The sequence below is a fragment of the Colwellia sp. PAMC 21821 genome (assembly GCF_002077175.1).
Lineage (GTDB): Bacteria > Pseudomonadota > Gammaproteobacteria > Enterobacterales > Alteromonadaceae > Cognaticolwellia.
In genome coordinates, this window is the sequence record NZ_CP014943.1 from 2,843,597 (window position 1) to 2,857,633 (window position 14,037).

The window sequence follows — 14,037 nt, forward strand, 5'->3', positions numbered from 1 at the left end:
GGTTGTATGAGCACTCCTGAAAAACCAAAAATAACTAAATCTGTTGATGTATCGCAACAGACTACGCAAATTATTCAACCAGATAATTCACTCACAATAGGTGAGTGCCTAGTTGGACGTTTTATCATAAAAAAACTTCAAGGTAGGGGGCGTTACGGCTGTGTATACAGCGCGTATGATCAGCAACTCGATGCTGTTATTGCGATTAAAGTGCTTGATAAATCCTTTAGCCAGAATGCAAAAAATTTAACTGATTTTAAAAATGAACTGTTATTAGTTCGACAACTTAGCCACCCCAATATTATTCGTGTTCATGAGTATTACCAGCATCAAGATCTACATTTTTTAACCATGGATTGGATAGAGGGTAGTAGCTTAGAAGATGTTATCGCTAGTCAATCTCTGTCTGTCATGCAAGTTCAACGTATTATTGAGCAATTACTAAGTGGTTTAGCTTTTGCGCAGCAGGCTGGCGTAACTCATAAAGATATTAAGCCCGAAAATATCATGATAGACACCTCAGGCCGGCTCTTTATCGCTGATTTTGGCCTTTCGGTACTGAATAAAGAAAGTACCTCGGCAAGCGTGTTGGGTACACCGCACTATGCGCCGCCTGAATACCTTCAATCAGGTAAAATCAATGACAGCACAGATTTATATGCTGCTGGTATCGTTATTTTCCAACTTTGTTGCCAATGCTTACCGTACTCGGGGGATTCTATTGATGAAATTATACAGAATAAGTTACTCAATAAGCCTATTTTTACTCCAAAAAACACTGAACTTAATACGCTTAAATCCTGGCTGTTATCGTTAATTTCAGCTCATAGTGCATCACGCCCAGCAAATATCGCACAGGCAGAACAACAATATGTAGCGTTAACAAGTAACAAAAAGTCGTCCAGTAAAAAATCGCTATTTTATGGACTTTTTGCACTCTTGCTCGTTGGTGTTTTTATTACTCTTTGGTTTTATAATCTACCTAAGGCAATCAAGTCTTCGGCTAAAAGTCACTACGCTGTTGCCATCTTACCAACGTCGACCAAAGACAAAGATTTTGATGAAACATTTGCCAATTATTTAAATTATCAATTAAGTGAAATTACGAACTTACGAGTAATAGAACAGTCGAGACTTAAGCAATTATTAGCGCAACTCGGCATAAAATTGCCATTAGATGAAAACAAAATTGAGTTAGTTACTGACCTTCTGCAAGTAGATATGCTGATTAGCCCACAAACTTTTGTAGCGGGTTCGCAGGCGACAGAGATACAGTTTGAACTGATCTTTGTTGATGGCTTTAATATCCATCGTGAAACGATACTTAGGCAAAGTTTTGACGAGAATAACTGGCAAAGTACGTCGGTTAATTTTCTTGATAACTTTAAAAGTCGTTTGGCTTTAGAATCTAACGCCACACCTGTTTTGTCATATGATCCTAACCCGCTGATTGACTTGTTTGCCATTAAAAGTTTTATTGCACAAGGTGATTTTGACAGCGCACAACAAGCCCTCAGCCCAATATTGACTAAAAATCCTGAATCTGCGCAAACTTGGTTGCAACAAGGTGAACTTAATCTGGCCCAAAATTTAATAATTGAAGCGGAGCAAGCTTACGGTAAGGCTGCAGAGTTTAGCAGAGCTAATTCTTTTACGGCAAAACTAGCCAGTGCTCGGTTAAATGACTTAGCAGGTAAAGTTGAGCAAGCGCAAACCGACTACTTAACCTTAGTAAATGCCTTTCCTTATAACACTGAAATTAAAGTGATGTTGGCGGAGTTTTATTTTTTAATTGAGCAACATAAAAAAATGGAATCTCTATTACTCGACGTAGTGAACATTGATGCCAATCACCCTAAGGCATGGTTTATGTTAGGCAGAGCGGCATTTTTACAGGGAGATTTTGAAAAAGCATTAAATGAATATTTTGTTAAAGCACTTATAACAGCAAAGAAACTAAAAAATAAGTATAAAGAAGGTGAAGTATTAAATGCCTTTGGTGTAGTAAATGAGCAGTTAGGTGAAACCACATTAGCCTTTGATTATTATCAAGAAGCGTTAAAAATAAGAAAAATGGTCGGCGATTTGGCTGGCGCTGCTACGACGATGACCAATCTTGCCCCTATGCACCTTGCGATAGGCGAGTATCAAAAAGCCGAACAATACTTAAATCAAAGTTTAGATATTTATCAGCAGTTAAACGATCAAGAAGGACTCTCCAATACTTTCAATGAGCTAGGGAATTTGGCGGACGAGCAAGCTTTTTATCAAGTGGCTTTGGAAAATTATCGCCAAGCTTTAAATATTCGGGTCGATTTAGGTAATTTAATGCTGCAAGCAGAGAGTATGAATAATATAGGCTATAGCTATTTTATGTTGCTCGATCCTGAGCATGCTTTGGTTTATTGGCGACAAGCTGAGCAGTTATATCAACAGATTCAATTTCCAATCGGCATTATTCATGTTAGACAAAACTTAGGTCAATTAGAACTGGCAAAAGGTAATTGGCGTAATGCCTATCATCTTTTTAATAACAGCTTAGCTGATGCTAATCAGCTTAATAGTACCGAAGAATCTATAGTTGCACAAAGCTACTTAGCCAGATTGGCTTTTTTACAAGGTAACTTTCAATCGAGCATTACAGAATTATTGGCAGTTTATGAAGAGGCCGCTGATTTACATGACGTTAGAGCTATGGCGCAATTTGGACTTTGGTTAGCTGATTGGTCACTGCAGTTGGGTAATATTAAAAAAGCCGAACAATACTTGGTGAAAATTAGCACAATAATTTCGTCATCTGGTAATAAAGAATATAAAGCAACTTACCAGTTTTTAATCAGTCAAATTCAAACTAACGTTATACATTCAATACCAGTAGATGAGGAAGTTGTTGCCGACCACGCTCATCAAGTTATTTATATCCGTCAGTTAATACAACAAGCACGACAATCCTTGCGCGGTGGGAGTAAAGATATTCGTGTGAGTTTGAAACTGTTAGCTGAGATAGATTTTAGTCTTTATCAATATGAGTATATAGAGTATTTAGAGCTATTAGCTGTGCAACAGTATTATTCACAAGCCTGGACGGACTTAAAAAGTACCTTACGAGAAGCGGATCTTTTATTAAGAAAAATGGGCGACTATTGGCGCAGTTTTCAATTTGACCGTTTACGTGCGCAATTAGCGATTTCAGAGCAAAAAAATCCTGAAAGGTATCATGAAACTGTCCGTAAAAAGCTTAAAAACTTGATGACAAATTTACCCACAGAAATGTCCACAAGCTTTTTAAAAAAGCAAAATTATTATCAATTAACTGACTCGCTACAGGAATTACTGCGTTATGAGCAATAATACGGATATGACTAAGTTGGTGGCACAACTTAATGAAAAGCAGAAACAAATATCTCAACAGTTATATTTTGGCAATGAGCAAATGCGAGGTTTAGCCAAACGTGTTTGGCGAGTTCAAGAAGATGAACGCAAGCATATTGCCAGAGAATTGCATGATGGCGTGGGACAACTTTTAACGGCTTTGATCAATCAATTACAACAAGTGCAAAAGGGTGAGCCGACTATAGCACTGAGTGAAAGTATTGATTTAGCGCGCCAAGCCTTGTCTGATACTAGGGTGATTTCTCGCCTAATGCGGCCAAGAATTTTAGATGACCTTGGCCTAATTCCCGCTTTAGAGTGGTTAGTGAGAATAATGGGCGAGCCAGAAGAGGCCGAGATTGAATTTCATCATCAGATAAATGCCGATATAGATAGCGACACGCAAACCTTAGCTTTTCGTGTCATTCAAGAGGCCTTAACGAATGCTATTAAGCATGCCAAAGCGAAGACCATTATCTTAAATGTAATCGCAACAAGTAAACTGTTAATGATTAAAATAAAAGATGACGGTATCGGTATGCCTCAAGGTACAGAAGATAATCCTGATGGTTTTGGCTTAGGGGCTATGCGTGACAGAGTCAGTGCTTTTGGTGGCCAATTAACCATTAATTCATCACCTAATCAAGGTTGCGAAATCAAGGTTTTAGTGACAGGAAGAGAAATGTCATGATCAGCGTACTTATTGCCGATGACCATACTATATTACGCCAAGGTCTGGTCAGTTTATTAAGCAAGGATGAAAATATTCGCGTGGTGGCTGAGGCTGCAGACGGCGTAGAAGCGATTAAAAAGGCTTTGGATTTAAAGCCAACTGTGATTGTTATTGATATCAGCATGCCAGAAATGAATGGCATGGAAGCAGTTAAACGCTTGCATGAGCAATTGCCAGAGGTCAAAGTGTTAGTGCTTACTATGCATGAAGAGCAAGAGTATGTCATACATATGGTCAGAGCAGGGGCATCAGGTTACTTGTTAAAAGACAGTGCAAGTGATGAGTTAATTGATGCGGTTAAAGCCTTAGCAGAAGGTAAAACCTATTTTAGCCAATATGCCGCCAGTGTTTTAGCCACGCAATATAATAAACCCGCCGAAAGTTGGCAAGACCCTTATAAAAACCTAACTAATCGTGAACGTGAAGTATTTCATTTGATTATAGAAGGTAAAACGACAAAAGAAATCGCTCGTTCGTTAGATATTAGTGTTAAAACTGCTGAAAACCATAGAGGCAAAGTCTTAGACAAACTAGATGTCGCTAATGCTGCAGAATTAGTACGTTATGCCGCTAAACACCATTTACTCATGTAATACGATTTTACAGTTCTATAGCTAATTTTTTCCACATGAATCAAGTTATTATAAATCAGGTGTTTTACCTTATCCCTTCTAGGGGTTTATCCTGATTCTTTAGCGCCTTGTTGTTTGACATGCTAATGATGTCGAAACAACTTAGGTTACTCCCAATGCTTAAAACTACACTAAAAAATAAATTGCTGATCGCTGGCCTAATGGGGGCAGGTTTACTGTCTTCTAGTCTCTCTGCTAAATCTTTTGGACCTGAATTACAAGGCTTGATGTCAACAGCCGCAGTCCATGATGTCTTCGAAGTTATTGTTACATTTGAAGGTGAGGGTGCAATAAATACTGAACGTTTAAATATTATAGAATCTGCTGGTGTCATCGGCGGTGTTAGCTTTAAGCAATTACCAATTGTTGGTATTAACGCAACAAAAGCGCAAATTGAACAAATATATGCCTCAAATAAAGTGCGTTCTGTTTGGTATAACGCGCCACTTTCGTTAGAGAATGATGGCGCGACACAAATTACTGGCGTTGACCGTTTACGTGCTGACTCAACAATGAGAAACCAAGGTACGCCATTTTCTGGTCGTGGTATCGGTGTTGTCGTTAACGACTCAGGTGTTGATGGTACACACAGCGATATTAAATATCCAAACCACGTTGTACAAAACGTATTAGCGCAAACTAACTTACATTCATTGTCAGATATTTTACCGATTACTTATCAAGAAGACACAGCCAACACTGATATTGCTGGCGGCCACGGTTCACATGTTGCCGGTATTATTGGTGGCAATGGTGCGATGTCCATTGGTAAATACCAAGGTGTAGCTCCTGGTGCAAAAATCATTGGTTACGGTTCAGGTGCTGGTCTCTTCATTTTAGATACGATTGGTGGTTTTGATTATGCATTAACCCACCAATTTGATTATAACATTCGCGTTATATCGAACTCTTTCGGCAGTACCAGTGATACCGGTACTGATTTTAATCCTGATCATCCAACTAACGTCGCCACTAAAGCTTTATCAGATAATGGTGTCATTGTTGTTTTCTCTGCTGGTAACTCAGGTAGTGGTGAAGCGACTATCACAGGTAACTTTAAAAAAGCACCATGGGTGATCACCGTTGCAGCAGGCGATAAAGAAGGAAAATTGGCTGATTTTAGTTCACGTGGCGTCAAAGGCAAAGGCGGCGAAGTAATGGTTGACAATGAAATTTTTCATTGGGAAGACCGTCCAACGATTACAGGACCAGGTGTTGATATTATTTCTACACGTGCATCTTTATCGAGCTTAAGTGCGTTAAGTATTGGCGATGACAGTGAAGTCATGGCACCTAACCATGTACCTTATTACACTTCTATGAGCGGCACGTCTATGTCAGCACCTCATGTTGCGGGTATTGTTGCTTTGATGTTAGAAGCTAACCCGAACCTATCATGGCGTGAAGTAAAAGCAATTTTACAAGAAACAGCAACTAACATGCCGGGTCGTGAAACGTGGGAAGCCGGTGCTGGTTATGCGAACGCATATGCTGCAGTAAAATCTGTTGTAGATGAAAGCTTAAATTTTGGTAGTACAACAAAAGTTGAGCGAGATTTTAATGCTAAAGCACTAACGTCGGTTCAAGCAGAATACGGTGATACGGTTACCTTTAGTCCTGTAGGCGATAGTGAAGGGACTGTTATACCAGTGAAAGCTGATGCTTCTATGGTAATGGTACGTGCAAATATTGATGATAATACGGTTGGCTTATCATTAACTAGCCCAAGTGGTAAACGTTACGGTTCTAGTATTGCTTTACCTGTTTTAGGGCAAAATATTGCGGTAACGGCTCCTGCTGAGGCAGGAAACTGGATATTGAAAGCAAATGGTATTGGTGGTATTTCAGGTGTAACGCTTGACCCAGCGGGTGTTACTAACGGTTACGCGGTTCCAGGTGATATTGCAGTATCAATTAAAATTATTAAAACTGACGGCTATACAGGGCTTGGCGATGTGGAAAACCATCCTGCAAAATCATTTATTGAATATGCGGTAAGTGAAGAATTAGTTGATGCAAATGCCGATGGATTTGAACCTAATGAAACCTTAACACGTCAAGAATTAGCTGACTTTTTAACCTTAGGCGCAGGTATTCGTCAATCAAACTTAGCAACTACAAGTGCCTTTAACGATGTGAGTGGCCAATATAGTGCAGCGATTAATGCGGTTAATTCACAAGGTGCAGCATTACGGAATACGGCACAAAATCAAGCGCCGGTATTAACAGGCTCTGCAAGTAGTTTTAATCCTGAGCAAGCTGTTGATCGCACGCAAGTAGCGTACTCTTTGGTGCAATCACTGGCATTACAACCTTTAGCAGAAAGCTTTAGTGGTGATATAACAGCGATTTTTCAAGACCAACGCGTAGTACTAGCGGATCAAGCAGAAATTCCTGCTGAATTAAAAGGTTATGTTCAACTGGCATTAGATTTAGGGATATTAAATGCACACTTTGACATTCAACAAGGCCCCTATGATTTAGAGCCAACTATTATTGCTAACTTTAACGGTGACAATGTAGTAACTCGCGCAGATTATGCGGTAGCCGCGACAAGATTTTTTAATAACTATTAAGAGTTGTAGACCTCTGGAAGCAAAGCCCACCATTTTGTATTAGGTGGGCTTTTTATTAACAGCAATAACGTTAAAAGTATTTTAATAAAGATTAAGCATTATTTAATCTGATTGGTTTAACGATTCGCTGCCCAAGTTATAAGCAAATAAACAAAAGGTATAATCCCATGAAATTTAAATCTATAAACCGTTTACTTATTGGTTCAGTGTTGTCTTTAAGTTGTTTAGTGAGCTCGGCACAGGCTGGCTTGATCACTATTGGCGCGCTAACCAGTAATAATGATGGCTCTACTACCGTAATTAACGATACGCTAAATAATCTTGAATGGATGCGATGGAATGAATCAGCTAATTTTAATTATGCTGAAGCTTTATTGCAGAGTACGTCAGGTTGGACAATAGCTGGTGCAAACCAAGCTAATTTATTCCTCGATGCGTTATATAACGGTATTAGCCACGGATGCTCTGATAACACCCCAGATCTTTTATTTTGCACAGACAATGGTACTTTCACCAGTGCACAATACACCGCATTGTTGGGCGATTCTTCAACACGAGATTTAAGTAGTGCTGATGCAGCATGGTTCTATGATGACGAAATTACCGATGGTAAAGCCGGTTTTTTAAACTTAACCTCTGGAACAAGCAACCAAAAGTATAATACTTATGGCACTATTGCTACAACTGAAGAACATAGACTGTTGAGTGATGGGACGATTGGTTGGTTAATGTATAGAACAACGTCAGTGCCAGAGCCTACGACACTGGCTATATTTGCATTAGGCATTATCGCTTTAGCCTCACGTCGATTTAAGAAGCAAGTTTCACTGCAAGATTAACAAGCTTTGTTGTCTATAACTTTTATCTTAGATGATTAATCAAAGTTAATAGCTATCGAGCAGTTTTCATTAAGTTATTATATAAATAAAGAAAATAAAGAAAATAAAGAAAATAAAGAAAATAAAGAAAATAAAGAAAAAAAAGGACATCAAACGATGTCCTTAAAATGAAACAAATTAACTATGTAAAAACGTTGTGTGAATCGGGGAAGATCCAAAAACAAATCTATATTAGTGTCATTTAATAGCGCCGGCAAACGAGATAAATTCATTTAATAGATGAATTTTTTTCATTCGCTCAAGCAAGTTATGCGTTTTAATTTTTAATCAATATACGCTTACCTTAACTCTCTTCGCAATAATTTACCTACGGTTGATTTTGGAATTTCATCAAGAAAAACCACCTGTTTAGGTACTTTATAAGCAGTGAGTCCTTGGCGACAATAATCAATAATATCTTGCTCAGTGATACTTTGCTCTGCCTTAACAACAAAAAGCTTCACAGCTTCACCCGTTCTGTCGTCTGGCACGCCAATGCAAGCTGACTCTAATACACCTGGCATTTTGGCAACTTCAGCCTCAATTTCATTTGGGTAAACATTAAAGCCAGAAACATTAATCATGTCTTTTTTACGATCAACAATATGGAAAAATCCACCATCATCAAGCATGGCAACATCGCCCGTTTTAAAGTAACCGTCTGCTGTCATAGACTCGGCAGTTGCTGAGGGGTTATTCCAGTAGCCTTGCATTACTTGTGGACCCTTAACGCACAATTCACCAGATTGGCCTTGCTGCACTGTATTGCCACTATCATCTCGAATAGAGATATCAGTATTAGGTAAAGGTACACCTATACCTGAAATATACTCACTTTGATCACGATTACCAAAATTTAAGGTTACAACTGGTGAGGTTTCCGATAAACCATAGCCTTCATATAATCTAGCGCCGGTGACTTCTTGCCATTTATCTGCAACGGCTTGTTGCACTGCAGCACCACCACCAACACAAACTTTCAACGCTGAAAAGTCTACTTGATCAAATCCAGGTGTATGCAGTAAACCGTTGTATAAGGTGTTTACACCGGTGAAAGTTGTTGCACGCGTATTTTTCCAAACTTCAACAAAGCTTTCCATATCGCGTGGATTTGTTACTAAAACATTTTTAGCGCCAAAACAGAAATAAGCTAAGGTGTTCGCCATTAAAGCAAAGATGTGATACATCGGGATCGCAGTAATAATGATGTCATTACCATGGTCAATATGATTTTTAGTAAATTCTTGATATTGCAAAATATTGGCAATTAAATTGCCATGACTCAACATCGCACCTTTAGACAAGCCAGTAGTGCCACCTGTGTATTGTAGATACAATAAGTCATCGTGACTCAATGCCGGTTCAGACAACTTAAGCTTTTCACCTTGAGTTAAAGCATCGGTAAACTTAATCGTATCAGTCAAACGTTCGTCAACAGGTACACAAGGTAAACCTTTATTGACCAAGTCGTCTAAGTCGATAGTAATAATGTTTTTTACATCAGTTTTATCAAGTATGTCAGCGAGCATTTTGCTTGATTGAGCAAATATAATGATGGTATCAACTTGAGCGTCGTTAAGTTGATGTGTTAGCTCTCTTGCTGTGTACATGGGGTTTACGTTTACTTGCACCGCACCAACACGAATGATTCCCCACATAGCGACAGGGAAGCATAAAGTGTTAGGACACATTAGGGCTACACGCTCACCTTGAACAACATTGAGCTTATTTTGCAAGTAAGCGGCAAAGCATCTCGATAGCTCTTCAACTTGTTTGAAGGTAAGCTCGGCACCAAAATTACTAAAGGCGGTTTGCTGCTCATATTTAGTGGTCGTTTGATGAAATAAATCTATTAAAGAATCATAACGATTTAAATCGACTTCATGAGCCACGTTTTCTGGATAGTTTTTCATCCAAGGTTTAGTCATTTTATTTCCTTTAGCATTAGCTGCATTGATGCTTGAAAAATAGAGTCGTACAAGCAAAGTAGATTGAAACTCTACATTGAGTCAAATTTTTATTACTCATTAAGTCACTTAACAGGTCATTTAACAAATCACTTAACTAGCCAATTAACGAATAAATAATTTAAATAAAAGTTCATGTGTTTTATTACCAAAAGGTGGGAATAATAATGAGCCTAAGCTTATTTTTCCTCGTGACAATACTGATTTCCCATGCGAAAAAGTTTTAAAACCTTCACTGCCGTGATATTGCCCCATGCCAGAAGCACCAATACCTCCAAAAGGTAAATCATCAACAGCCACATGAAAAGCAGCGTCATTAATACAAACACCGCCAGCATGAGTATTTAATAAAACCTGCTGTTGAAATGACTTGTCAAAACTACAAATGTATAAAGCAAGCGGACGAGGTTTACTATTGATATAACTAATAGCTTCGTCAATGTTGTCATAGCCAATAATAGGCAATAACGGGCCAAAAATTTCTTGCTGCATAACGGTCATGTCATCATTTACATCAGTTAGCAGCGTTAAAGGCATTTTTCTCGACGCACTATTATCACGGTCTTTTGATAAAGGTATTATCGTTGCCCCTTTTGCTTGCGCATCGGCTAATAAACTATCAAGACGAGCTTTTTGTGCATCATTAATGATACAACTGCAGTCATCATTCTCTTCAATATTAGGATACATGCTTTGATAAGCGCTTTGAAAAGCTTGGGTTAACTCTGCTATTTTGCTTCGTGGGCAAAAAATATAATCAGGTGCAACGCAGGTTTGTCCGGCGTTAAGGGTTTTACCTAAAATTAAACGGCTAACGGCAGTTTTTATATCTATATCGTTATCAATAATAGTGGGTGATTTCCCGCCTAACTCTAACGTAACAGGCACTAAATTTTCTGCCGCCGCTTTCATTACTAATCTACCTACGCCCGTAGAGCCAGTAAAAAATAAGTGATCAAAAGTTAGCCCTGAAAATGCAGCCGCCATGTCAGACTCACCACAAATAATCGCCACTTTATTACGAGGGAAAATATCAGTAATTAACTTGGCTAATAAAGTGTTGGTATTAGGGGTGTACTCACTCATTTTTATCATCGCAGTATTACCTGCCGCTAATGCTGTAGTTAATGGCCCCAAAGTTAGAAAAATAGGATAATTCCACGGGGCAATAATACCGATAACCCCTTTTGGTTGAAAAACCACTTCTCCCTTTGCCGGTTGAAATAAAATTCCGATGTGCTTCTTTTCGGGTTTCATCCATTTTTTAAGTTTCTTTATCGCATAGTTAATGCCCATCACAGTGGTGAGAATATCGCCTATTCTCGAGTCTGTAGCACTACGATGGCCAAAATCTTGACTCATGGCCTCAATAAAAGCTTCTTGGTTATCAATAATAATAGCTTTTAACTTTACTAAGTCGCTTATGCGCTCTTGATAGCTAGGATAAGTATTACTCGCAAAATATTCTTTTTGTTGTAAAAAAGTATCAGTTAGTGCTGTTTTTGTTGTTATTTCGGTCATTACTTCTTATCCTTTTTAGAACCTATCTTGAGTAACCATGCAATAGCTGGAATCAGCGTTAGCGCACCTAGCATGTTAAAAATAAACATGAACGTGAGCAATATGCCCATATCAGCTTGGAATTTAATCGGTGAGAATACCCAAGTAGCAACACCAATGGCTAAGGTTATACCGGTAAAAGCAACGGCTTTACCTGTTTGATTTAATGCGTAGCGATAAGTCATATATAACGACTTACCTTGGGTAAGAGCCTCTTTAACTTTACTGAAAATATAAATACCGTAATCAACACCAATACCAACACCTAAGGCAATTACGGGTAAGGTGGCAACTTTTACGCCGATACCTAAAACGCCCATTAAACCTTGGCTCATAATACTGGTTAAGAGTAGTGGTGTAATAATACAAATAACAATGCGACCACTTCTAAAAGTGATTAAACAAATAATAATAACGATTGAATATACCCATACCAGCATTTCAGTTTGTGCGTCTTCAATTACCATGTTTGTGGCGGATTCTATACCTGCATTGCCTGCAGCCATGAGAAACTCTATATCATCAACCGGGTTTTCAGCTTTAAACTCTTCGACAGCTTTTACAACATTGTCGAGAGTTTGTGCTTTATGATCATTAAGAAAAACCAGTACGGGCACCATTGAGCAATCTTTGTTCATCAAGCCTTGTGGTGTTTTTGACAATGATGCGTTGGTCATTAATTGGTTGCGATTTAAGCCGTACCATTTAAGTGATCCTTCATTCATACCAAATAGACCAAATTTAGATACGTCTGCAACAGACTTAACCGCTTGCACACCCGCAACGTTACGTAAATGCCATTGAAATTGATCAACCCACACTAAGTTCTGATATTGAGCACATTGCTCAACGTTTGTTTTTACCATGATGACAAATAGGTCGGTACTGGTACTGTAATTATCAACAATATAAGCATTGTCTAAGTTATAGCGTGAATCAGGTCTTAGTTCCGGGGCACCGGCGTCTAAATCACCTATTTGCATAGCTTGAGAGAAGTAAAGCCCCAAGCCGAAAAGGATTATGCCAACCGCTATGGCAATTTTTGCTAGTGGTGGTTTGGCAAAGTTTTTAAACAAACGTTCAACAATACCTGTTTTATGAGCCGTCTTTTGTGCGTATTTTAAACCAGCAGGTGAAACACCGATGTAACTCATTAGAATAGGCAGTGCAATTAAATTAGTGACAATAATAATAGCAACACCAATGCTCGCGGCTATGGCTAATTCTCTAATGACTTCAATATCAATCACCATTAAAGTGGTAAAACCGATAGCATCGCTCACTAGCGCAGTAATACCAGCAATGTAGAGTGAGCGAAAAGCAAGTTTAGCTGAATCAATTTTATTCGCGCCAGTAACGCTATGGTGAATAATTGAATTAATAATTTGTACGCCATGGCTAACACCAATAGCGAAGACTAAAAAGGGCACTAGCATTGAATATGGATTAATACCAAAGCCAAGTAAGTTTAAGATACCGAGTTGACAACATACGGCAAAAATTGAAAAAACTAATACCGAAACTGTGCTGCGAATACAGCGAGAATAAAACCATAATAATATAAAGGTAATAACCACGGCTAAAACGAAGAATGCGACAACCTGTAGAGCGCCATCGATTAAATCACCGACCACTTTTGCAAAACCAACAATACGAATAGTCACCGTGTCACTGCTGTATTTATCGCGTATTTTTTCTTCTAAAATTGAAGACAACTCGCGATAATCAAGCGGCAAGCCTGTTTCAGGGTTTATATCTTGTAAAGGGGCTAAAATAATGGCAGATTGAAAATTATTAGCCACCAGTACACCAATTTGGCCTGATTTGAATATATTCGCTTTCACGCGTTCAATCATCTCGTCAGAGCCGTCGTAACCGTCAGGAATAACTGCACCACCAACAAAACCTTCTTCGGTGACTTCTTGCCAGCGAACATTGGGAGTCCATATTGATTTAAGCCCGTCGCGACTTACGCCGGGAATATAGAATACTTCGTCAGTAACTTGCTTTAAGGTTTGTTGAAAGTCGGCATTAAAAATATCACCCTGATTAACTTCAACCACTATACGAACAACATTACCTAAGTCAGCTAGTTCTTTTCGATAGGTTAAAAAATTGTTGACGAACGGATGGTCGCCGGGGATCATTTTAGTAAAGCTAGCCTCAGGCTGAACTTTAACGGCTTGTATGGTTAACAAAGCGATACAAATGACAACGATTGCCATCACTAATGCACGATGACCAAAAACAAAGTTTTCTATCAGTTGTTCTAATTTGGTCGGTGAATGAACGGTTTTATTCTCTGACATAAGCTTGCCC

General features: G+C 38.7%; 8 protein-coding genes. 5 read left to right on the forward strand and 3 right to left on the reverse strand.

Annotated features, from left to right (window positions below):
• Positions 1-6: 6 nt before the first annotated feature.
• The 5 genes from A3Q33_RS12165 to A3Q33_RS12185 all read left to right on the forward strand — a co-directional run bounded on the left by A3Q33_RS12165 (position 7) and on the right by A3Q33_RS12185 (position 8,152).
• A complete protein-coding gene (locus A3Q33_RS12165) occupies positions 7-3,351 on the forward strand; it encodes a serine/threonine-protein kinase (RefSeq protein WP_081180180.1) in 3,345 nt (1,114 codons plus the stop codon).
• The gene (locus A3Q33_RS12170) at positions 3,341-4,063 is read left to right on the forward strand and encodes a sensor histidine kinase (protein ID WP_081180181.1); all 723 of its coding nucleotides are present in this window, start codon (positions 3,341-3,343) and stop codon (positions 4,061-4,063) included. The genes A3Q33_RS12165 and A3Q33_RS12170 overlap by 11 nt, the downstream gene beginning before the upstream one ends.
• Positions 4,060-4,698 (forward strand): response regulator transcription factor, encoded by a 639-nt coding sequence (locus tag A3Q33_RS12175; protein WP_081180182.1) that lies wholly within the window; start codon positions 4,060-4,062, stop codon positions 4,696-4,698. The genes A3Q33_RS12170 and A3Q33_RS12175 overlap by 4 nt, the downstream gene beginning before the upstream one ends.
• Before the next feature lie 155 nt (positions 4,699-4,853).
• Positions 4,854-7,313: a S8 family serine peptidase gene (locus tag A3Q33_RS12180; RefSeq protein WP_081180183.1), complete on the forward strand. Its 2,460-nt coding sequence runs from the start codon at positions 4,854-4,856 to the stop codon at positions 7,311-7,313.
• 167 nt (positions 7,314-7,480) lie between these two features.
• The gene (locus A3Q33_RS12185; RefSeq protein WP_081180184.1) at positions 7,481-8,152 is read left to right on the forward strand and encodes a PEP-CTERM sorting domain-containing protein; all 672 of its coding nucleotides are present in this window, start codon (positions 7,481-7,483) and stop codon (positions 8,150-8,152) included.
• 338 nt (positions 8,153-8,490) lie between these two features.
• Here the strand turns inward: A3Q33_RS12185 and A3Q33_RS12190 are convergent, their stop codons facing one another.
• The 3 genes from A3Q33_RS12190 to A3Q33_RS12200 form a co-directional block, all read right to left on the reverse strand.
• Positions 8,491-10,119, reverse strand: coding sequence for an AMP-binding protein (locus A3Q33_RS12190; protein ID WP_081180185.1), 1,629 nt, complete (start codon positions 10,117-10,119; stop codon positions 8,491-8,493).
• A gap of 144 nt (positions 10,120-10,263) precedes the next feature.
• A complete protein-coding gene (locus A3Q33_RS12195; protein WP_081180186.1) occupies positions 10,264-11,679 on the reverse strand; it encodes a coniferyl aldehyde dehydrogenase in 1,416 nt (471 codons plus the stop codon).
• Positions 11,679-14,027 (reverse strand): efflux RND transporter permease subunit, encoded by a 2,349-nt coding sequence (locus A3Q33_RS12200; protein ID WP_081180187.1) that lies wholly within the window; start codon positions 14,025-14,027, stop codon positions 11,679-11,681. Before A3Q33_RS12200 ends, A3Q33_RS12195 begins: the two co-directional genes overlap by 1 nt.
• Positions 14,028-14,037 lie beyond the last annotated feature (10 nt).

Bases quoted from the DNA above. Each gene is read 5' to 3' on its own strand.
- A3Q33_RS12165 (WP_081180180.1), top strand. From the start codon at position 7: ATGAGCACTCCTGAAAAACCAAAAATAACTAAATCTGTTGATGTATCG.
- A3Q33_RS12170 (WP_081180181.1), top strand. From the start codon at position 3,341: ATGAGCAATAATACGGATATGACTAAGTTGGTGGCACAACTTAATGAA.
- A3Q33_RS12175 (WP_081180182.1), top strand. From the start codon at position 4,060: ATGATCAGCGTACTTATTGCCGATGACCATACTATATTACGCCAAGGT.
- A3Q33_RS12180 (WP_081180183.1), top strand. From the start codon at position 4,854: ATGCTTAAAACTACACTAAAAAATAAATTGCTGATCGCTGGCCTAATG.
- A3Q33_RS12185 (WP_081180184.1), top strand. From the start codon at position 7,481: ATGAAATTTAAATCTATAAACCGTTTACTTATTGGTTCAGTGTTGTCT.
- A3Q33_RS12190 (WP_081180185.1), bottom strand. From the start codon at position 10,119: ATGACTAAACCTTGGATGAAAAACTATCCAGAAAACGTGGCTCATGAA.
- A3Q33_RS12195 (WP_081180186.1), bottom strand. From the start codon at position 11,679: ATGACCGAAATAACAACAAAAACAGCACTAACTGATACTTTTTTACAA.
- A3Q33_RS12200 (WP_081180187.1), bottom strand. From the start codon at position 14,027: ATGTCAGAGAATAAAACCGTTCATTCACCGACCAAATTAGAACAACTG.